This is a genomic window from Salinibacterium sp. NSLL17 (genome assembly GCF_015864935.1).
GTDB lineage: Bacteria > Actinomycetota > Actinomycetes > Actinomycetales > Microbacteriaceae > Rhodoglobus.
The window spans coordinates 1,016,672-1,036,393 of sequence record NZ_JADYWH010000001.1 but is presented as its reverse complement, the minus strand read 5'-3'; the positions used below and the strand labels follow the sequence as shown (position 1 = coordinate 1,036,393).

19 protein-coding genes are annotated in these 19,722 nt (G+C 61.3%); 9 read left to right on the top strand and 10 right to left on the bottom strand.

What is annotated here, in order from left to right; all coding sequences use genetic code 11:
• Nucleotides 1-35: 35 nt before the first annotated feature.
• The 4 genes from I6E51_RS05035 to I6E51_RS05020 are packed head-to-tail and all read left to right on the top strand — an operon-like array spanning nt 36 to nt 4,007.
• On the top strand, nt 36-1,049 hold the full coding sequence (locus I6E51_RS05035; protein ID WP_197106206.1) for an NAD(P)-dependent oxidoreductase: 1,014 nt from the start codon (nt 36-38) through the stop codon (nt 1,047-1,049).
• Nucleotides 1,046-2,029 carry a dTDP-glucose 4,6-dehydratase gene (rfbB, locus tag I6E51_RS05030; protein ID WP_197106207.1) on the top strand — a complete coding sequence of 328 codons (984 nt, stop codon included), beginning with the start codon at nt 1,046-1,048 and terminating at the stop codon, nt 2,027-2,029. The genes I6E51_RS05035 and rfbB overlap by 4 nt, the downstream gene beginning before the upstream one ends.
• Nucleotides 2,026-2,880, top strand: a complete 855-nt coding sequence (gene rfbD, locus I6E51_RS05025; protein ID WP_197109605.1) for a dTDP-4-dehydrorhamnose reductase — start codon at nt 2,026-2,028, stop codon at nt 2,878-2,880. Before rfbB ends, rfbD begins: the two co-directional genes overlap by 4 nt.
• On the top strand, nt 2,877-4,007 hold the full coding sequence (locus I6E51_RS05020; protein ID WP_197109604.1) for a glycosyltransferase family 1 protein: 1,131 nt from the start codon (nt 2,877-2,879) through the stop codon (nt 4,005-4,007). Before rfbD ends, I6E51_RS05020 begins: the two co-directional genes overlap by 4 nt.
• A 35-nt stretch (nt 4,008-4,042) precedes the next feature.
• Here the strand turns inward: I6E51_RS05020 and I6E51_RS05015 are convergent, their stop codons facing one another.
• The 3 genes from I6E51_RS05015 to I6E51_RS05005 are packed head-to-tail and all read right to left on the bottom strand — an operon-like array spanning nt 4,043 to nt 7,028.
• Nucleotides 4,043-5,401 carry an LCP family protein gene (locus tag I6E51_RS05015; RefSeq protein ID WP_307783817.1) on the bottom strand — a complete coding sequence of 453 codons (1,359 nt, stop codon included), beginning with the start codon at nt 5,399-5,401 and terminating at the stop codon, nt 4,043-4,045.
• A complete protein-coding gene (gene purE, locus I6E51_RS05010; RefSeq protein ID WP_197106210.1) occupies nt 5,398-5,901 on the bottom strand; it encodes a 5-(carboxyamino)imidazole ribonucleotide mutase in 504 nt (167 codons plus the stop codon). Before purE ends, I6E51_RS05015 begins: the two co-directional genes overlap by 4 nt.
• Nucleotides 5,902-5,909: 8 nt before the next feature.
• The gene (locus I6E51_RS05005; protein ID WP_197106211.1) at nt 5,910-7,028 is read right to left on the bottom strand and encodes a 5-(carboxyamino)imidazole ribonucleotide synthase; all 1,119 of its coding nucleotides are present in this window, start codon (nt 7,026-7,028) and stop codon (nt 5,910-5,912) included.
• Between the two features lie 103 nt (nt 7,029-7,131).
• On the opposite strand from I6E51_RS05005, the gene I6E51_RS05000 reads away from it, so the two are divergent.
• A complete protein-coding gene (locus tag I6E51_RS05000; protein WP_197106212.1) occupies nt 7,132-7,749 on the top strand; it encodes a GtrA family protein in 618 nt (205 codons plus the stop codon).
• Here I6E51_RS05000 and I6E51_RS04995 read toward each other — a convergent pair.
• From I6E51_RS04995 to I6E51_RS04985, 3 genes are all read right to left on the bottom strand, one after another.
• Nucleotides 7,648-8,949, bottom strand: coding sequence for a UDP-glucose/GDP-mannose dehydrogenase family protein (locus I6E51_RS04995; RefSeq protein WP_197106213.1), 1,302 nt, complete (start codon nt 8,947-8,949; stop codon nt 7,648-7,650). The genes I6E51_RS05000 and I6E51_RS04995 overlap by 102 nt on opposite strands.
• Nucleotides 8,950-9,033: 84 nt before the next feature.
• Nucleotides 9,034-9,573, bottom strand: coding sequence for a PH domain-containing protein (locus I6E51_RS04990; protein WP_197106214.1), 540 nt, complete (start codon nt 9,571-9,573; stop codon nt 9,034-9,036).
• 3 nt (nt 9,574-9,576) lie between these two features.
• The gene (locus I6E51_RS04985; protein ID WP_197109603.1) at nt 9,577-10,446 is read right to left on the bottom strand and encodes a biotin--[acetyl-CoA-carboxylase] ligase; all 870 of its coding nucleotides are present in this window, start codon (nt 10,444-10,446) and stop codon (nt 9,577-9,579) included.
• A 59-nt stretch (nt 10,447-10,505) separates the two neighbouring features.
• Here I6E51_RS04985 and I6E51_RS04980 point away from each other — a divergent pair, with 59 nt between their 5' ends.
• Nucleotides 10,506-12,077, top strand: coding sequence for an acyl-CoA carboxylase subunit beta (locus I6E51_RS04980; RefSeq protein ID WP_197107163.1), 1,572 nt, complete (start codon nt 10,506-10,508; stop codon nt 12,075-12,077).
• Complete coding sequence (locus tag I6E51_RS14195) at nt 12,074-12,310, top strand: acyl-CoA carboxylase subunit epsilon (RefSeq protein WP_197106216.1); 237 nt, start codon at nt 12,074-12,076, stop codon at nt 12,308-12,310. The genes I6E51_RS04980 and I6E51_RS14195 overlap by 4 nt, the downstream gene beginning before the upstream one ends.
• Nucleotides 12,311-12,797: 487 nt before the next feature.
• Here I6E51_RS14195 and I6E51_RS04970 read toward each other — a convergent pair whose 3' ends face one another.
• The 4 genes from I6E51_RS04970 to I6E51_RS04955 all read right to left on the bottom strand — a co-directional run bounded on the left by I6E51_RS04970 (nt 12,798) and on the right by I6E51_RS04955 (nt 17,147).
• Nucleotides 12,798-13,847 (bottom strand): hypothetical protein, encoded by a 1,050-nt coding sequence (locus I6E51_RS04970; protein ID WP_307783816.1) that lies wholly within the window; start codon nt 13,845-13,847, stop codon nt 12,798-12,800.
• A complete protein-coding gene (locus I6E51_RS04965) occupies nt 13,844-15,133 on the bottom strand; it encodes a sensor histidine kinase (protein WP_197106217.1) in 1,290 nt (429 codons plus the stop codon). Before I6E51_RS04965 ends, I6E51_RS04970 begins: the two co-directional genes overlap by 4 nt.
• Nucleotides 15,123-15,833 carry a response regulator gene (locus tag I6E51_RS04960; protein WP_197106218.1) on the bottom strand — a complete coding sequence of 237 codons (711 nt, stop codon included), beginning with the start codon at nt 15,831-15,833 and terminating at the stop codon, nt 15,123-15,125. Before I6E51_RS04960 ends, I6E51_RS04965 begins: the two co-directional genes overlap by 11 nt.
• A gap of 81 nt (nt 15,834-15,914) precedes the next feature.
• Nucleotides 15,915-17,147 (bottom strand): class I SAM-dependent RNA methyltransferase, encoded by a 1,233-nt coding sequence (locus I6E51_RS04955; protein WP_197109602.1) that lies wholly within the window; start codon nt 17,145-17,147, stop codon nt 15,915-15,917.
• 21 nt (nt 17,148-17,168) lie between these two features.
• Between I6E51_RS04955 and I6E51_RS04950 the strand changes: the two genes are divergently transcribed.
• Nucleotides 17,169-17,813 carry a nucleoside triphosphate pyrophosphatase gene (locus I6E51_RS04950; RefSeq protein WP_197109601.1) on the top strand — a complete coding sequence of 215 codons (645 nt, stop codon included), beginning with the start codon at nt 17,169-17,171 and terminating at the stop codon, nt 17,811-17,813.
• Between the two features lie 78 nt (nt 17,814-17,891).
• Nucleotides 17,892-19,646, top strand: coding sequence for a biotin carboxylase N-terminal domain-containing protein (locus I6E51_RS04945; RefSeq protein ID WP_197106221.1), 1,755 nt, complete (start codon nt 17,892-17,894; stop codon nt 19,644-19,646).
• Nucleotides 19,647-19,722: the final 76 nt, after the last annotated feature.

Here is a 19,722-nt window from a genome sequence, read left to right as displayed (position 1 = left end):
ACAAACAATCTGTCGCAAAGAGAGAAAGCAACAATATGAAGATTCTCGTCGTCGGCGGTAGTGGCTTTATCGGCACTCGCCTGCTCGAAACCTTGCACGAGCAAGGGCACCAATTCACGAACTTCGACCGCCTGGTATCTGCGCGTTTTCCTGAACAGTCCGTCACGGGCGACGTTCGCTCGGCGGATGAACTCACGGCAGCCAGTGTCGGTCACGATGCAATCATCAACCTCGCCGCCGAACACCGTGACGATGTCTCCCCGCTGAGCCTCTACACCGAGGTGAACGTCGGAGGCGCGCACGCCCTCGTCGCTGCCGCGGAAGCTAATGGCATCCAGCGCATCGTTTTCACGAGCACCGTTGCGCTATATGGCCTCGATAAGAATGATGCAGCCGAAGATTCTGTGCCGGAACCGTTCAACGAATACGGCCGTTCCAAGTTGGCCGCCGAAGGTGTGTTCAGCACTTGGGCGAACGCGGATGCCGCACGCTCCTTGGCGATCGTGCGCCCCTCCGTTGTTTTCGGCGAAGGCAACCGTGGCAACGTGTACAACCTCGCTAAGCAGGTTTCGTCTGGCCGTTTCATCATGGTCGGCAAGGGCGACAACAAGAAGTCGATGTCGTATGTCGGCAACATCGTTGGGTACATCGCGAGCCGCCTTGAGGCGCCGACCGGCATCGAGATCCGCAACTTTGCTGACAAGCCCGACCTCTCGACCAAGGAACTCATCTCGATCCTGCGCGACGAAATGGACGTTCACGCCGCGAGCGGTCTGCGCTTGCCACTGCCCTTGGGGATAGCTGCAGGCTATGTCTTCGATGCTGCGGCTAAGATCACCCGACGCACATTTCCGATCAGTGCGGTGCGTATTCGTAAGTTTGCGGCCGACACCACGGTGAACACCGATCGGTTGCGCAGCTCTGGCTATACGGCGACGTACTCCTTGCAAGATGCGCTCAAGCGCACGCTCGCGTCGGAGTTTCCCCACAGGGGCGCTTCGGCATCCACCACTGGCTCCACGCCCTCAAACGACAGGAACCCTTCATGAAGCTTCTCGTGACCGGCGGCGCCGGATTCATTGGCTCGAACTTTGTTCGCCGCACCCTTCAGGATGAGTACCCCGGGCTCGCTGGCGCCGATGTTGTGGTGCTCGATGCCCTCACCTATTCCGGCAACCTAGAAAATCTTGCTCCTGTCGCCGATTCCCCTCGCTTCAGCTTCGTCGAGGGCGACATCCGTGATGCCGACCTTCTTGACACTCTTCTCGGCGACATCGACGCGATCGTTCACTTCGCTGCCGAGTCTCACGTTGACCGCTCGGTGCGCGATGCGAGCGCATTCGTCGAGACCAACGTTCTCGGCACCCAACGCCTGCTCGACGCTGCACTCCGCGCGAAGACGCCTCGATTCGTTCATGTGTCGACGGATGAGGTCTACGGCTCGATTGCCGAAGGTTCCTGGGATGAACTCCAGCCGCTCGAGCCCAACTCCCCGTATTCCGCGTCGAAAGCGGGCAGCGATTTGTTGGCGCGCAGCTACTACCGCACGCACGGTCTCAACGTGTCGATCACACGGTGCTCGAACAACTACGGCCCGTATCACTTCCCTGAAAAGTTGATCCCGCTGTTCGTCACAAACTTGATCGACGGCAAGCACGTGCCTCTCTACGGTGAGGGCAACAACATCCGTGACTGGCTGCACGTCGACGACCACTGCCGCGGCATCGCGCTCGTCGTCACTGGCGGCCGCGCAGGTGAAATTTACAACATTGGCGGCGGCACTGAGCTCACCAATAAGGAGCTCACTCAGATGATGCTCGACCACACCGGCACTGACTGGTCGTCGGTTGATCGCGTTGAGGACCGCCTCGGCCACGATCTGCGCTACAGCGTCGATATTTCCAAGATCCAGTCAGAGCTCGGCTACGCACCCCAAGTGCCGTTCGAACAGGGCCTCGCTGACGTTGTGCAGTGGTACCGGGATAACCGCCAGTGGTGGGAACCCCTCAAGGAAAAGGCTGCGTTGTGACCCGAGTTGCTGTTGTCGGTGCGGGCGGAATGCTCGGCACCGACCTCATGCTCGCTCTCGCGCAGCACGATGCAACCGGATTCACGCGAGCCGAACTCGACATCACCGATGCTGCCGCAGCCCTCGATGTACTGGGCGGTTTCGATGTCATCATCAACGCGTCCGCATACACCCGGGTGGATGACGCTGAAGCTGACGAAGAGAACGCTCACCTCGTCAACGCTGTCGGCCCCCACAATCTTGCCCTCGCCGCGGCAACGCACGGAGCACGCCTCGTGCAGCTCTCCACGGATTACGTGTTCGACGGCACGGCTACTGAGCCCTACGCCGAAGACGCGGTTAGGCATCCGGTATCGGCGTACGGTCGCACGAAGGCGGCCGGCGAGTTGCTCGCACTCGAGCACAACCCTGGTCGCACGGCAATCGTGCGCACGGCATGGCTGTATGGCAAGAACGGCTCCAGCTTTCCGCGCACCATGCTGAAGCTGGCCGCTGACCGCGACACTCTTGAGGTAGTCAACGATCAGCACGGCCAACCCACGTGGACGGGCGATCTCGCCGCTCAACTTGTTACTCTCGTCGACGCTGGCACGCCCGCTGGCATCTTCCACGGCACCAACTCGGGCCGCGCTAGCTGGTTCGATCTTGCTCAAGCCGTATTCGTCTGTGCTGGGCTCGATCCTGATAGGGTCAAGCCGACCGACAGTTCAGCTTTCACGCGGCCTGCTCCGCGACCGGGCTTCTCTGTTTTGAGTCACCATGCATGGCTCGATGCGGGGATCGAGCCGATGCGTGATTGGAAGCAGGCCCTTAAAGCCGCCTTTGAATCAGGAGCGTTGACTGCCGAATGACCACTCTCCGCGTCATCATCGATGAGATGCTCTCGCCGACCCCCGGCAGTGTTGCCCGGTACACCGAAGAGTTGACTCGAGAACTCATCAACGTCGCCCCCGCCAACTGCACGGTTGAAGCGTTCGTCTCAGCGTCGACCGAGACCGAGTATGACCTCATCGCTGACCGCCTCCCCAATCTGGCGAAACTGCACAAGAGTGCCCTCAGTCGCCGAGAGCTGCGCGCGTCGTGGCATCACGGTTTCACGAAGATTCCCGGCCACGGGATGCTGCATGCCCCCAGCCTGATGGCTCCGTTACGCCGCCACGACCGCCTTAACCGTGGCGAACAAATCGCCGTCACCGTGCATGACGTTGTCGCCTGGACGCGTCCCGAATCTCTCGGCAGCAGGCAAGCCGGGTGGGCCCGCGCAATGCTCAAGCGCGCAGAAAAGTATGCCGACGCGATCGTGGTGCCCAGCCACACCGTCGCGCAGCAACTCGAAGGAATTGCCAACTTTGGTGACCGCGTGCGCGTCATCAGCGGTGCAGCAAGCGCAAGCCTGCGCATTCCCGAGAACATCGACGAACGCGCCAACGAACTCGACCTCCCGCAGCGATTCTTGCTGGCGATCGGTGGCCTCGACCCGCACCGCGGAATCGACCACCTCATCCGGGGCCTCCGAGAAATCGATGAAGACGTTGTGCTGCTCCTGGTGGGCCCTGAGCCCGATGACGAAAGCATCGCCGACTTTCTCGCCGCCGAAAAGATCAGCCCCGAACGTGTTCGTGGCATGGGAACCGTGAGCAACGACGATCTTTCGGTGATTTTCGACCACGCCGCGGCCTTCGTTTACCCCAATCTCGATGTCGGCTTCGGCATGCCCGTGCTTGAAGCACTCTCGTTCGGCATCCCTGTCGTACATTCCGATGCGCCCGCTCTGCTCGAACTCGCCGCCGATGCGGGAGTGGTTATCGAGCGCGAACCAGCCGAGGGATACCCCGAAGCTCTCGCCGAGGGAATCAACCGAGTGCTCAACGATGCCCCCTTCGCTGAGCGCTTGTTCTACGCCGGCCAGGACCGCGCGCGGGCCTTCAGCTGGCGCATGTCAGCCGAGAAGGTCTGGCAGCTCCACGCTGACCTCTAAGGGCCGCACAACACGACGCCGCTGAGTAGCGCTCGCTACTCGGTGCCTTCCTCAGGCACGCTCGAGGTGGTGACACCGGCAACGAGTTCGCGCACGTACTCGAAGTCGGGGTATTCGGGGTCGATGTCGTTGGCAGGAACCAACTCGAGCGAACCGATCGGCAGCGAGCGCGTCTTAGAGGCCAGGTTCACAAAGTAGCCCAGACTTCCCTGCGGGATATCGGTCGTGACGACCTGCGAACTCGCCGACGCGATGGCCTGGAACTTGGTGAGCACATTCGACGGCGTGAACTGCTCGACGACTGCCTGCTGCAACTGACGCTGGCGTTCCATCCGGTCGTAATCGGTGGTGTCGTGGCGCGAGCGGGCGTACCAGAGGGCGTGATAGCCGTCCATGACTTGCACGCCAGCGGGGATCCATTCGGCAACGATCGTGAATTCCGCATCCGCATGAATCGGCACGGCCTCTTCGACATTGATCGTGACTCCGCCAAGTGAATCGATGAGGTCTGAGAAGCCCTGCATATCGATGAGGGCGTAGTACTGGATGCTGAGACCGGTGATGCCTTCGACAGCGTCTCGCATTGCTTCGATTCCGGGCGTGCTGCCGTTCGCTACGGCATCCGGATATAACTCAGGGGTGTTGAGTTCAACCTCGGTGTAGACCGAATTCAACAGACACACGTCGACGTCGCAGCCGTAGACTCCGTAGCCGTCTGGATACTTAGCCGCCAGCGGCGACCCCTCAACGAACGGGGTGCGTTCCATGTTGCGGGGCAAACCGATCAGTACCGCTTCGCCGGTTTCGGCGTCGATGCTCGCGAGGGTGATGCTGTCAGGTCGAAGCCCGTCGCGGTCTGCTCCGGCGTCTCCGCCGAGCAAGAGAATGTTGTAGCGCCCATCGATGGGTTCTTTGGTCGGCGCTGCGACGAAGACATCACTCAAGAAAGTGCTCGCCGTGGTCGCAACATAGGCGCCGTAGCCTGCGGTCCCGGCGATGGCGACGAGCACGAGCGCGCTGAAGGCGGCAACGATCGCGCGACCACTCGGCGTCGCGCGACCAAGTCCAGAAATACTCCACGCGTTGAGAGTCAGCACGATCCACAACACGGCATAAAAGACGAGGACCAGAGCAATCGCCCAGAGACCGATCGTGCTGCTGCCGATCGTGAAAAGCGTGCCCGGTGACGCTACCGAGAGCACAAGCCCCACCACTACCAGCAACACAAAGATCAAGCTGGCGACGACACCAAAGCGCCCAAGTTTGCGGTTTCCGGCCAACAATTGGGCCGAACCGGGAATGAGAATGTTGAGCCCGAGCAACCACCACGCGCGCTTCGTCATCGTGGCCGCTGAGCGATCGGCGGGCTGACGAAGGGAACTTGTTGCGCTCACAGGCTCGCGTTCAATGCAGCGTTTTTCTCAGCCACCATGGCTTCAAGCCCGGCAGCGTAGTCCGCAAGCTTCGTCGTGAGTTCGGCATCGCCTGAACCAAGAATGCGAGCGGCGAGGATGCCCGCATTGCGCGCTCCACCGATGGACACCGTGGCCACCGGAATACCGGCAGGCATTTGCACAATCGACAACAGCGAATCCATGCCATCGAGACGCGACAGCGGAACAGGAACACCAATCACCGGCAACGTCGTGACCGAAGCGAGCATGCCCGGAAGATGAGCTGCCCCACCAGCACCGGCAATAATCACCCGGATGCCGCGACTAGCAGCCTCTTTGCCGAACGCAATCATCTTCTCAGCACTGCGGTGCGCCGAAACGACACTGACCTCGTGCTCGATCCCGAAGTCTTTGAGCGCCGCCGAAGCGTCGACCATGACCTTCCAGTCGGAGTCTGATCCCATTACGACAGCTACTTGCGGTTGAGTCACGGAACCCATGCTAGGTCTCAATCCTTCAGAAATGCTGCTGCGGCACGCGCTCGGTACATGACGTCGTCGAGGTCGTCGCCGCTCACATTTACGTGCCCCACCTTGCGGCCGGGGCGCGGCGCTTTGCCGTATTCGTGGAACTTTGCTGTCGGTTGGTTGGCGAGAGCGAGCGGGTAACGCTCGGCGATAGTGCCCGAAGTGGGGCCGCCGAGAACGTTGATCATGACCGTCCACGGTGAGCGCGCGGCTGTCGCGCCGAGAGGAAGATCGAGCACGGCACGCACGTGCTGTTCGAATTGGCTCGTGATCGCGCCATCCATCGTCCAGTGTCCACTGTTATGCGGGCGCATTGCGAGTTCGTTGATGAGCAATTCACCGTCGGTCGTTTCGAAGAGCTCCACGGCAAGCACACCCGTGACGCCAAGTTTCTCAGCGACCGCGCGAGCAATGGCGGCGGCGGCTTCGGAGAGGGACGCTTGTGCTCGGGGAGCCGGTGCAATCACTTCGGCACAGACGCCATCGAGTTGGATCGACTCCACGAGAGGCCAGAGCGCTACTTCTCCGCTGGGGCTTCGAGCAGCCAGTTGGGCAAGCTCGCGAGTGAACGAGACAAGTTCTTCGGCCAGCAGCGGGTTGCCCGCCTCGAACCAGTCAGCCACCTCGGAGGCTGCGGCCACGATGCGGACGCCCTTGCCGTCGTATCCGCCACGCGGTGTCTTCACGATGACGCGACCACCGTTATCCGCAATAAAAGTGTCGAGCTCGGCAGCGTTCGAGACACTGGCCCAGACCGGAACCGGCAACCCCAAGCGCGTCAGCTCCTGGCGCATCAGAATCTTGTCTTGAGCGACAGCGAGCGGAGCGGGCCCCGGGTGCACGGCAACGCCAGCCTCCACGAGAGCAGCAAGCACATCCTGAGGCACGTGCTCGTGGTCGAAGGTGATCACATCAACGTCGCGGGCAAACTCAAGAACCGTGGCGGCATCCGTGTAATCGCCGACCGCTGTGGCGGCGAGGGAGGCCGACATTCCTTCGGTCTCTGCCAGTACGCGCAGCTCGAAACCGAGCTCGATGGCACGCGGGATCATCATTCTGGCCAACTGGCCTCCGCCAATGACGCCGACGATAGGTCGCATTCGTGACTCCTGCACTATCTAAGATGATGCCCAGTTTCGGGCTTAGGTTGGCGCGTTAGACTTCCAACCGCCCTGCCCCATTCTTGTCTACTGGAGAGATCACATGCGAAAGCTGCTCGGCCAGTTTCTACGTTTCGGCGTAGTGGGCCTCGGTGGGCTTGTGATCGATGTCGCAGTATTCAATCTGTTGCGGCTCACAATTCTCTCACCTGATGTGCTGCACGAAGGCCCTGTGGTCGCCAAAGTGATTTCCACCACTCTCGCCATCGGCGCGAACTGGATCGGTAACCGTCGCTGGACATTCGCCACGACCGGCCGCACTGGCGCCACGCGCGAAGGTGCTGAGTTCGCGGTAGTGAGCGTCGCCGGAATGGGAATCGGCCTGCTGTGCCTGTGGGTGTCGCACTACGTGCTCGGCTTCACATCGTTGCTCGCCGACAACATCGCGACCAACGTCGTCGGTCTCGCTCTCGGTGCGGTATTCCGTTTTGCGCTCTACCGCTGGTGGGTATTCAGCCCCAGCCGCGGTGTTCTTGCTGCCGAGCACGCCGCCGCGCAGTCAGCACGAGCCGCAACCCATGCCGCTCACATCGCAGTGGATGCCGCGGCAGACGCCGCGCTAGGGACGACCGAGCGCGCGGTAGGTCCAGCCGGCCGCTCGCCACTGCACCGGGTCCAGGCAGTTTCGCCCATCGAGGATCGCGCGCACCGAAACGATTGAGTCAAGCGTGCTCGGATCAATGGCACGGTACTCGGGCCATTCGGTGAGTACGAGAACGACATCGGCATCCTTCGCCGCTTCTTCCACGGTCTCGACGTAGTCAAGACCGGGACGTACTCGACGCGAGGTTTCGATTGCTTGAGGGTCAGTGGCCCGCACGTGAGCACCCAGCTCCGCGAGCTTGGCTGCAACATCGAGCGCGGGCGAATCACGCACGTCATCGGAATCCGGTTTGAAGGCGAGCCCCAAGACGGCGACTCGTGCGCCCTTGATGGTTCCGCCGAGCACTTCGCGGCACAGATCGACCATGCGTTCGCGGCGGCGAAGATTGATCGCGTCGACCTCGCCCAAAAAGCTGAGGGCCTCGCCAGCACCGAGCTCTGACGCGCGCGCCATGAAAGCACGGATGTCCTTAGGCAGGCAGCCACCGCCGAAACCGAGGCCGGCGTTCAAGAAACGACGGCCGATGCGCTGGTCGTGCCCGATGGCGTCAGCGAGCTGAGTGACATCGGCGCCCACGACTTCGGCCACTTCAGCCATCGCGTTGATGAACGAAATCTTGGTGGCGAGGAATGCATTGGCGGCCACTTTGACGAGTTCCGCTGTTGCAAAGTCGGTCACGATTCGGGGAGTGTCGCGTTCCAGAATGGAGGAATATGCCTCATCAAGAACATTCGCCGTCGCTTCGTCGCCGTCACGAACGCCGTAAACGAGTCGATCGGGTGCAATCGTGTCTTGGACGGCGAAGCCTTCACGCAAGAACTCTGGATTCCAGGCGAGGCGTGCGCCGGTGGCTTCAACCAGATCGGCCAGTCGCTGGGCGGTGCCCACGGGAACAGTCGATTTGCCCACAACAACGTGACCCGGACCGATGAACGGCAACAATGCTTCAAAAGCTGCATCGACGAAACGTAGATCGGCCGCGTTGGAGTCAGCCTTCTGCGGCGTTCCCACCGCAATAAAATGCACGAGCGCATCACCAGCGCGAGACATCTCCGTTGAGAACTCGAGCGAGCCAGCAGCAACGGTCTCGCTCAGCAACTCCGGCAATCCGGGTTCATAGAAAGGAGCTAGTCCTTGCGACAGAGACGCGACTTTTGCCGCATCAATGTCGATACCGACAACCTCATGACCAAGCTTTGCCATCGATGCCGCGTGAACGGCGCCCAAATACCCACAACCGATTACAGAAATCTTCACGCCGGGCAGCCTATCTGATGAGAGTTGACGCCGAGTAACTTGCTCACGAGGATGCCGCGCTAACGTCGCCGCAAAGGCTGCGTTTTAGCGGGTTCCCCACACGGCGGTCTCGTCAGACGGCTGCGATTCTTCCCGTTGCCGACGCAGCGAAACCACGTTTTGGTTGTTCTCCATAAGGTCGTGCAGGGCTGCTTGCGTGAGCGCGACAGATGGAATGTCGCGCAGCACGACGGGGTGATCGTGACCGGCGTTGATGAGCAGATCACCGCTGCCGAACATCCGCTGAATCCAGGACTGACGCACGGTGACGTCGTAGCCACGACTGTGCAAGAGCTCTTGCCGGATGCGCACAAAGACTCCGCTCGAGAGCACCACGCGCCGCGTCGTGATCGTGTAGTTGCGGGCAAGCCAGCCGAAGAAGGGCAAGAACCACGCCACGACAATGAGGAGCAGCCCAGCGGTGAGGAGCGCGAGATTCTGCCAATCCTCTGGGAAACTGCCGAAGAAATAGCCGAGAGTACCCGCCGTCGCCACAAAAATGATGCCGGGGAACGTCAGTGCACGCGCGTGAGAGCGAACGCGGGCAACAATAGCCTCGCGCTGAACGCTCATCTCATTCGGCATAGATCATTCATACCGCAGGTGAGTGACGTCACCTGCCGCGACGTGCTGCAGCAGCCCGTTCGCATCATCCTTAACCACGAGTCGGCCCTGATCGTCGACGGTTTCGGCGGTCCCAAAGATTCGGGCGCCGCCGGGCAACTCGACACGCACTCGACGACCGATAGTTCCGCACTCGGCCCGCACGGCATCCGCGACACCGCTTCGTACCGGATCGAGTCCAGCAGCGATAAATTGTTCGACAAGTTGGGCGAGTTCGGCCAAATAGCGACTCAGCGCCTCATCGAGGCTAGGCTCGGCGCCTTCCAACACAAGAGAACTGGAGACGGATGTCGGCAGCTCGTCGCGCTCGATGGTGAGATTCAATCCCGCTCCCACGATCACTCCGGTGCCGCCCGCCACGAGTTCCGAGAGCAACCCCGACACTTTCAGACCCTCGATCTGCACGTCATTGGGCCATTTGAGGGTCACCTCGCGGTCGGTGACGAAGCTGCGCACGGCGCGGGCCATCGCCAGCCCGCCGATGAGGGGCATCCAGGACAGTGCTTCAATGGGCGCATTCTCGGGCGCCACCAGCACTGAAACGGCGAATGTTTTCCCCGGAGGGGCCACCCATTCTCGCCCCAAGCGTCCGCGACCGGCCGTCTGATTGGCGGTCACGAGAGCCGAAAGGTGTTCAGTCTCGCCCCGGGTGGCGCGCGCCAAGAGTTCTTGGTTGGTCGAGCCGATTTCATCAACATGCTCAAGCAGCGGCAGAACGGCGGTACTCAATGGCAAGTGCATCGCTTCAGCGTAGAGCGCCGAGGCGCCTGCGGATGCCGTCTCTAGTGTTTCCTCAATGAAACCGGCCTGAAACTTGTGGGTTCCGCCAACCACACAAGCGGTGGATGGGTGGGTAAAGTGACACAGTGACCGAAGACAACTCGACTCCAGACATGTTCACGACCGCCGGCCGGATCGCCGATCTTAAGAACCGCTATCACGAGGCCGTGACCGCCAGCGGTGATGCGGCCATCGAAAAGCAGCACGCTAAGGGCAAGATGACCGCCCGCGAGCGCATCGAGCAGTTGCTCGATCACGGCTCGTTCGTGGAACTCGACGAGTTCGTTCGCCACCGCACCCACGCGTTCGGCATGGAAAAGAAGCGTCCATACGGTGACGCTGTCGTCACGGGTGTCGGCACCATTCACGGCCGCCAAGTTGCCGTGTATGCCCAAGACTTCACGATCTTCGGTGGTTCGCTCGGTGAGGTTGCCGGCGAAAAGATCATCAAGGTCATGGATCACGCCATGAAGACCGGCGTTCCGATCATCGGCATGCTCGACTCCGGTGGAGCTCGCATCCAGGAGGGTGTTGTTGCTCTCGGCAAGTACGGCGAGATTTTCCGCCGCAACACTCAGGCTTCGGGTGTCATCCCCCAGATCTCGATCATCATGGGCCCGGCCGCCGGTGGCGCCGTGTATTCCCCCGCGCTCACCGACTTTGTGATCATGGTCGACAAGACCAGCCAAATGTTTGTGACCGGCCCCGACGTCATCAAGACCGTTACGGGTGAAGACGTCGGCATGGAAGAGCTCGGCGGCGCGCTCACCCACAACAAGGTGTCGGGCGTTGCCCACTACCTGGCGAGCGATGAAGAGGATGCCCTCGACTACGCCCGCACCCTCGTCGGCTTCCTGCCCGACAACAACATGTCGGATGCTCCCATCTACGAGAGTGAAGTTGAGCTCGAGATCACAGATGAGGACCGCAAACTCAACTCGATCATTCCCGACAGCCCCAACCAGCCCTATGACGTGAAGACGATCATTGAGCACATTGTCGATAACGGGGACTTCCTGGAAACCCAGCCGCTGTTCGCCCCCAACATCGTGGTCGGTTTCGGTCGCGTTGAAGGTCGCTCGGTGGGCATCGTTGCGAACCAGCCGCAGGCGATGGCCGGAACCCTCAATATCGAGGCTGGCGAGAAGGCTTCGCGCTTCGTGCGTTTCTGCGACGCGTTCAGCATCCCGATCCTCACGCTCGTCGACGTTCCCGGCTACCTGCCGGGCACCGACCAGGAGTGGACCGGCGTTATTCGCCGTGGCGCCAAGCTCCTCTACGCCTACGCCGAAGCAACAGTGCCTCTCGTCACCGTCATCACTCGCAAGGCGTACGGCGGGGCCTACATCGTCATGGGCTCCAAGCAATTGGGCGCCGACCTCAACTACGCATGGCCGACCGCTGAGATCGCCGTCATGGGCGGCCAGGGCGCCGTCAACATCCTGTACCGCGGTGAGATCAAGGCTGCGGAGGCTGCTGGTGAGGATGTCGCAGCCGTGCGCACTCGCTTGGCCAACGAATACACCTACAACGTTGCTAGCCCGTTCCTCGCGGCCGAGCGCGGAGAGCTCGATGGAGTCATCGAACCCGCTGCCACTCGCGTGCAGGTCGTCAAGGCACTACGCGCACTGCGCACCAAACGCGCGAGCATGCCGCCCAAGAAGCACGGAAACATTCCGCTGTGACCGGCAAGCACACGCAGGACGAGCCGGCCGACATCCGCATCGTCTCGCGCAACGTCACGCCAGAGGAGGCCGCAGCGGTTACGGCGGTCGTTCGTGCCGCCCTGCTCGAATCCGCGGAGCTTGCAGGAGCCGATGAGACGGCCCCGATCACGGCATGGGCCCGCAGCCAACGGCCGATTCGGCAACCGCTCACTCCCGGTCCTGGGGCATGGAAGGCGAGCGCTCGCCGCTAGCGACGGCGCTTTTGCACCGCCTTTTGACGAAAACATGTGGTTTCGTAGTCGTACCCCGTTCGCGGGGTGCGGATTTCGTCGAAAACTGTAAATTAGGGCCACTTTGTCACCTGAATTGACGAATTGTCCCCCGAGAGTCCCCCTAAAAACCGACTTTGTTAGTTGTTTGCATGATGCAGAATATTAACTGCTAGGTGGATCTCCATAGGAGTTACACCGCCAAAGATTGGCCGACTAGGGTAAGCGGGCCAATTCTTTGGGGGCGGATCAGGACGGTATTCGGGTTATCGTCCTGATCCGGGTTCTAGCGAAGGACCGGAGAAGTGCTTCTTATAGCCACTCCGGTCCTTCCGCCTTTAACCAGTCGGCCCACCGCCAGCACACGCACCACGCAGAGCCTTCAGCGGGGCTCTCCGGCGTTAGAACCGCGTTTGAGCACACGATAACGCGCTCAGCCCGCCACCCGCAGAGGGCGCGACCAGTGCCGCTAGACGCTGATGCTGTCGACGCGCGGGATCTCGAGCCAGATGTCGACGACATCCTCTTCGAGTGAATCCAGACCGAGAGCGCTTGATTCGCCATCGCCGGCGCTGTGCAACCCCACCACCGTAATCGCGACATCCGATCCCTCAGGGACGGTGCGCGCAATCACCTTGTCTGCGCTCGTCGACTGGATCGCTTGCGCAAGGCGGTTGAGCACCCGATCGAGGTCCTCATCTGACAGGTCGTCAATCCCGCCCTCATCGAGCAGGGTCACCGTGGCTCCACGGCGACGAGCGATCATGACTTGGTCACGAACGGCATCGTTCAGGAGTTTGCGACCGCGAATCTCATCGCGGATGGCTCCCTCAAGGTTGAGGCACTCGCGGCGTTCGGCTTCCGACAAATCACCGTCGGTTTCCCGAATTCGTTCGAGCATGTCGAGCGCCATCATTCCGGTCTGCTCGAGCCGGAATTGCCGTTCGTGCACGTGGGCATCTTGCGCCGCTTGCCAGTCGGTCGCTTCCTGCTCAGCGAGAACGAACCGCTGCGCATCCTTGGATGCCTTCGCCAGTCCACTCGAGAGCACGTGCGAGACAGCAACCCAGGACGCGCTTCCAATGATGCCCAAGCTGAAGAGACCAGCTGGCCCAACGGGGCCAAGGCTAAACGTGTGAGCCACGAGGAACCCGATGCCTAACCAGGCAAAGGTGTGGCGCCCACGGGTCGACGTGATCGTCAACAGGGTTCCGCTCGCGGCGACGTACCACGTTGCGTAACCGGTGCCACCCTCGCGAGTGAAGTCGAGCTCGTTGGCGACGAGCAGCGAGATCGCGACGACGGTGGCGAAGTTGAAGGTCGCCATCCAGATCGGCATCCGCACGGGGCCCCACGGCAACAGGCTGACGATCGTAGCCACACCGTAAAGAACCATGGCAACGTAGATCGGACCGGGTGTGTCAGGGATATCGATCGTGTAGTTCGCCAAAACGATGTGGTACGCCGAGAAGAGCGCCGCCATGCCGACGATCAGGTAGCGAGGAACTCCGATGTTCACAGCTCATCCCCCTGGGCGTCGTTCTCGATCGTGCGCACGCTTTCAGTGTTCACTTCGTCACTGCGATTGCCGTGCGGCCACTGGATGCAGATTTGTGTTCCCGCGCCGGGAACCGAGGCAATAGCCGTTCGACCACCGGCATTCGCCACTCGTTCCACAATCGATACCCGCACCCCGAGACGTTCTTGCGGCACGTAGTCCAGATCGAATCCCGCCCCGGTATCGGTGACAAGAACTTCGATGCCGTTACCTTCAAGACCGCGCACCTCGACACTGCGCTGAATGTCAGAGCCGCCCGCGTGCTGGATGCTGTTCATCATTGCCTGCACGGCAGCAGAGTGGACCGCTTCTGCCGCGACCACAGGGAGCGAGCGAGCGCCAACGCTGCGAACGGCGCACGTGAAATTAGAGGCGAGCAACTCCGCCGAGGTGACGACCCGTTGTGCAAGATCAGTGGCCTGCACGGTTGAGATGTCGTCGGGCGACGTTGCCGCGGCTTCACGCAAATGGCCAATTGCATTGCCGGCCATGACTGCCGCGAGCCGCTCAGCTTCGGGCGTGTAGGCGCGAGCCGCAGAGATGAGCGTCGTGAGCACACTGTCGTGAACGATTGAGTCCACCTGCACGCGTTCCACTTCAGTAGCGTGCTGGCGCACAGCATTGCCGTACCGCGATAGCGCCGTCGCTTGCGCACTATCGACGTTGGATGCTGCCTGCCGAAGCATCGTGACGATGATCATGATCGCGCTGCCGAGAATGAGGGCGTAGAACGTTTCGAGCACTGCAAGTTGCCACGGCGCCCCACCGCCCACTGGGAGAATGCGCACGATGAGGTACACCAACGGCGCAGCAAAGAGGTAGATCGTAGCAAGCACTCGGCTGAACGAAATTGCTGCCATAGCCGTCGCTACCGTGATGAGGTAGTTGAGCCAATGGATTCCGCTGAAGACTTCCACGCCAGGGATCACCGTGAACGGCCAACTCAGCAGAGCAAGAAAGTAGATCACGGCGAACGTACCGTGCGCCGCACGCACTGCTTTGTTGGCAAACGAGGCAATGACAACCACGATGAGCATTCCGAACAACGCCGGAACAAAAATCAGCAACCACCACGGCTGGGCTTCGCTCGCTTGGGCCAGTAGCCACGGCAGCGTTTGGGCGCCAAAGACCAGACCAATAACGGCCACGGAACGCGAAATAACCCGCTCAACCTGTTTGCGGCTGATCGGGTTTCGCGGCTGCTTTGCCGTCGGCGCGGGTCGCGCCACCGCCAGGCTAGTGGCCATCGCCGCCTTCAGAATCAAGTCCCGGCAGGATGCCGTCTTCGACTGCGCGGCGCAATAGGTCTACCTTGGTGGGCGCTGGGCGTCCGACCTCGACGTACTTGACACGAATGCGGTCAAGGTATTCGCGAGCGGTTGAGTAACCGATGCCGAGCTGCTGGGCTGCGAGCTTGAGCGGCAGTCCCGAGGCGTAGAGGTGCAGGATTTCACGCTCGCGGCGACCGAGTTGTGCTTTGGAGAAGTCGCGGTCGGCGTCAATAGCGGTGGCCCATTCAAGATTGTTGAGCACCTCTCCGCGGGCGACGGTTGCAGCGGCAGCGAGCACGGTCTTGGTAGCCGACGACTTAGGGATCACTCCGGCGGCACCGGCAGCAAGAGCTTCTCGCACGCTGGCGACTCGGTCGGCGATGCTGTGCACGAGCACGGCGGAGCCAGTGGCCTGAACATTCTTGACGTTGTCGGTGACGGTCGAGCCATCACCGAGCGACAGGTCGAGCACAACGACATCGACTTCACGGCCGTTGAGGCCTTCTACAAGTTCTTTCACGGTTGCTGCGGCGAGAACGAAGTCGTATCCCTCATCAATAAAGGCAGCCTTGAGGCCCAATCGCACTGATTCGTGGTCATCGACAACAGCGACGGTGATTTTGCGCTGGGCACTCTCACTGGGCGTTTCTGTCCCGGATGGTTCTGTCTGGGCCATGTGGCGTCCTCCTGAGTTTCTGTCCCCCATAGTAGTGCGAGAGAGCGCGAACATGCGGCTTTGTCAGCCCAACACACTGAGCTAGTTACGTGTGAACGTTCCCACAGCCTCGACATGGTGAGTGTGCGGGAAGAGATCGAACGCTCGAACTCCCGAGAGTCCGTAGCCGCGCTCGGAGAAGAAGGCAACATCCCGCGCGAAGGCGACAGGGTCACACGCAACGTACACAATTTGCGCAGGGCGCGCCTTGGCAACGAGGTCGACAACTTCCCGACCAGCACCCGACCGCGGCGGGTCGAGAATGATCGTGGAGCGTTCCAGACGGTCACGCTCAACAGCCGTAGCTTCTTTGAGGTGCTGACGCAGCCACCGGTCAACGCGGCCAGTTTCGGCATGGGCGCCCAACCAGTCTGAGAGATTATTGGCGGCGTGATCGGTTGCCGACGACTCGGCTTCGACGGTAGTGATCTTGGTCGTTGGACCAAACTTGTCGCCCACCGCGGCGGCGAACAGCCCGACTCCCCCATACAAATCGAGGTTGGATGCCGCAGGGTCAAACAGAGCGGGATCGATCGCGTCTTGCACGGCAGACGTCAGCATCGCGGCAGCGCCGTGGTGCACTTGCCAGAATCCGGAATCGAGCAGCGTGAATTCGCGCTCCCCCACAGTTTCGGTGATGACCTGCGGCTTCTGCTTACCCATGATCAGGCGAACTCCGCCCGAGCTGGGATTCAGGATGTCTACGCGCTCGAAGCCATCAAAGTTTTCACCGAGCGGTGCACCGGCAGAGAGCTCTGGAGTGGCGAGCGGCAGGTCGGCGACAGAGATAACGCGGTGCGAACGGGCCGCGAACGGGCCAACATTTCCGTGTTCGTCAACGTGCAGGCTGACGCGGGTGCGCCATCCGAGTCCCTTGCGTTCATCGTCACCGGGAACGGCTTCGACGACGGGCGCGAGCGTGACTTTAGCCATGCGCTCGAGAGACTCGCTGAGGATCTGAGCTTTGAGCTCGCGCTGATGGCTGAGCTCGATGTGACCGAATTCGGCTCCGCCCGCACGGTTGTCGGGGTCGCGGTCAACACTCGCCGCCGACCACACATGCTCTTGACGGTGCTCACTCGGCGTTACAACTTTTACTGTCTCCGCGCGCCAGAACGACTTCTTTGTATCGTCGGTAATGCGCGCGAGCACCCGTTCTCCCGGGATCGCGTCGGAGACGAACACGACACGGCCGTCGTGCCGCGCCACACTGACACCCCCGTGCGCAATGTTGGTAACGTCTACTTCGATCATTTCGCCAAGCAATTCACCCATCCCTTAAGCATAGGAGCCTTTGTGCGCCTTTATCTTGCGTCCACCTCTCCTGCGCGACTCGCAACCCTGCGCGCTGCGGGCGTCGACCCCGTGCTTTTGGCCTCTGGCGTTGACGAAGACGCAGTCGCTGCTGCGGCCCCTGGCCCTCTCGACGGCCCCGCGCTTGTTGACTTGTTGGCTCGCGCCAAGGCCGAAGCGGTTGTGGGCGCGCTGGTGAATAGTGCCCCGATTGATGGCTTTATTCTGGGCGGCGATTCCGCTTTCGAATTGGATGGCGAATTATTCGGAAAACCACATGAGCCAGAGATCGCGCGACAGCGGTGGCTTGCCCAGCGCGGCCGAACCGGCGTCTTGCACTCCGGACACTGGCTCATCGATCACCGCGGAGGCCAGGTTCGTGGCGCCACCGGTGCCGTCTCCAGCGCAAGCGTGAGCTTCGCCGCCAATATTTCGGATGCCGAAATCGATGCCTACGTCGCTACCGGAGAGCCGCTGAAAGTTGCCGGCTCGTTCACCATCGACAGTCTCGGCGCCGCTTTCATCGAGAGCATCGAGGGTGATCCGCACGCTGTCGTGGGACTCTCGGTGTCGTTGGTGCGCCAGCTCATGCGTGAGTTTGACGCCGAGTGGACGGATCTCTGGAACATCGATCGGCCCGCTCTGTAGGCATTCACAGTGCTTGTCCCATATTTTTGTGCGCTTCACCCCAAGGCTTCGGCCCTCATCCCCATAAGCTAGGTCACTATGGCTCGTATTACGAAGGTTCTCATCGCCAACCGCGGAGAGATCGCCGTTCGCGTTATCCGCGCGGCTAAAGACAGTGGCATCGGTTCAGTGGCGGTCTACGCCGATCAGGACCGGGATGCTCGGCACGTCAAGCTCGCCGACGAGGCGTATGCCCTCGAGGGCTCCACGAGCGCTGAGACGTATCTCGTGATCGACAAGATTTTGTCGATCGCTCGCCGCTCTGGGGCGGACGCCATTCACCCCGGCTATGGCTTCTTGGCCGAGAACGCCGAGTTTGCTCGCGCCGTCATCGACGCTGGCATCATTTGGATCGGCCCCTCACCCGATGCCATCGAGAAGCTGGGCGACAAGGTTTCCGCCCGCCACATTGCGGAGAAGGTCGGCGCACCGCTCGCTCCCGGAACGCTGAACCCGGTCTCGGGTGCTGCTGAGGTTCTCGACTTTGTTGACCTTCACGGTCTTCCCGTTGCCATCAAGGCAGCATTCGGCGGCGGCGGTCGTGGCCTCAAGGTTGCCCGCACTCGCGAAGAGATCCCCGAACTGTTCGATTCCGCTACCCGCGAGGCTGTCGCCGCGTTCGGTCGCGGCGAGTGCTTCGTCGAGAAGTACCTCGACCAGCCGCGCCACGTTGAAACTCAGTGTCTTGCGGATGCTCACGGCAACGTCGTCGTGATCTCTACTCGCGACTGCTCGCTGCAGCGCCGCCACCAGAAGCTTGTGGAAGAAGCGCCGGCCCCGTTCCTGAGCGATGAGCAGAACAAAGCCCTCTACGAATCGTCCAAAGCGATCCTGCGCGAGGTGGGCTACCTCGGCGCCGGCACATGTGAGTTCTTGGTCGCCAAGGACGGCACAATCTCGTTCCTCGAAGTGAACACGCGCCTCCAGGTCGAACACCCCGTCTCCGAAGAAGTGACGGGCATCGACCTCGTGCGGGAGCAGTTCCGCATCGCTGAAGGCGGAGTTCTCGACTACGACGATCCCATCCCGCGCGGTCACTCTTTCGAGTTCCGCATCAACGGTGAGGATGCCGGACTCAACTTCATGCCCTCCCCCGGCCCCGTGCACGTTCTGCGCATGCCTGGCGGCCCTGGCATCCGCGTCGACAGCGGTGTCACGACCGGCGACGAGATCAGTGGAGCCTTCGATTCCCTGCTCGCCAAGCTCATCGTTACCGGCTCTAGCCGCGAGGATGCTCTCGAGCGTTCACGCCGCGCCCTCGACGAGTTCGAGGTTGCTGGTCTCCCGACGGTGCTTCCGTTCCACCGCAAGATCGTTCGCGATCCTGCGTTCACGAGCGAACCGTTCACCATCTACACACGCTGGATCGAGACCGAGTTCGACAACGACATTGAGCCGTGGACCGGATCACTCGCTGACGAGACGCCTGCTGTAGCTCGCCACAACGTGGTCGTTGAGGTCAACGGCAAGCGTGTCGAAGTGAACCTCCCCTCGAAACTGGTACCGAGCACCTCGACCGGCGCAACGCTCTCAGCTGCTCCGAAGCGTCGTGCAGCATCCAGCGTCAACACCATCACGGGCGACTCGGTCAAGGCACCGATGCAGGCAACGATCGTGAAGGTCGCGGTTGCCGAGGGCGACAAGGTCGTCAAGGGCGACCTCATCCTCGTGCTTGAAGCCATGAAGATGGAGCAGCCACTCGTCGCTCACAAAGATGGCGTTATCGCGACCATGAACGCCAGTGTCGGCCTCACGGTGTCCTCGGGTCATTTGCTCCTGAACATCGCCGACTAGGAATTCTGCACGCCGATCCACATTTCACCCCATTTTTCACCCCGCAGTGCTGTGTCCCGTTGAAATCGGGTGCTAC

Excerpts from the sequence above, each read along its gene's own strand:
- I6E51_RS05035 (WP_197106206.1), top strand. The coding sequence starts at position 36 with ATGAAGATTCTCGTCGTCGGCGGTAGTGGCTTTATCGGCACTCGCCTG.
- rfbB (WP_197106207.1), top strand. The coding sequence starts at position 1,046 with ATGAAGCTTCTCGTGACCGGCGGCGCCGGATTCATTGGCTCGAACTTT.
- I6E51_RS05020 (WP_197109604.1), top strand. The coding sequence starts at position 2,877 with ATGACCACTCTCCGCGTCATCATCGATGAGATGCTCTCGCCGACCCCC.
- purE (WP_197106210.1), bottom strand. The coding sequence starts at position 5,901 with ATGGGTTCCGTGACTCAACCGCAAGTAGCTGTCGTAATGGGATCAGAC.
- I6E51_RS05005 (WP_197106211.1), bottom strand. The coding sequence starts at position 7,028 with ATGCGACCTATCGTCGGCGTCATTGGCGGAGGCCAGTTGGCCAGAATG.
- I6E51_RS05000 (WP_197106212.1), top strand. The coding sequence starts at position 7,132 with ATGCGAAAGCTGCTCGGCCAGTTTCTACGTTTCGGCGTAGTGGGCCTC.
- I6E51_RS04990 (WP_197106214.1), bottom strand. The coding sequence starts at position 9,573 with ATGCCGAATGAGATGAGCGTTCAGCGCGAGGCTATTGTTGCCCGCGTT.
- I6E51_RS04980 (WP_197107163.1), top strand. The coding sequence starts at position 10,506 with ATGTTCACGACCGCCGGCCGGATCGCCGATCTTAAGAACCGCTATCAC.
- I6E51_RS04965 (WP_197106217.1), bottom strand. The coding sequence starts at position 15,133 with ATGGCCACTAGCCTGGCGGTGGCGCGACCCGCGCCGACGGCAAAGCAG.
- I6E51_RS04960 (WP_197106218.1), bottom strand. The coding sequence starts at position 15,833 with ATGGCCCAGACAGAACCATCCGGGACAGAAACGCCCAGTGAGAGTGCC.
- I6E51_RS04955 (WP_197109602.1), bottom strand. The coding sequence starts at position 17,147 with ATGGGTGAATTGCTTGGCGAAATGATCGAAGTAGACGTTACCAACATT.
- I6E51_RS04945 (WP_197106221.1), top strand. The coding sequence starts at position 17,892 with ATGGCTCGTATTACGAAGGTTCTCATCGCCAACCGCGGAGAGATCGCC.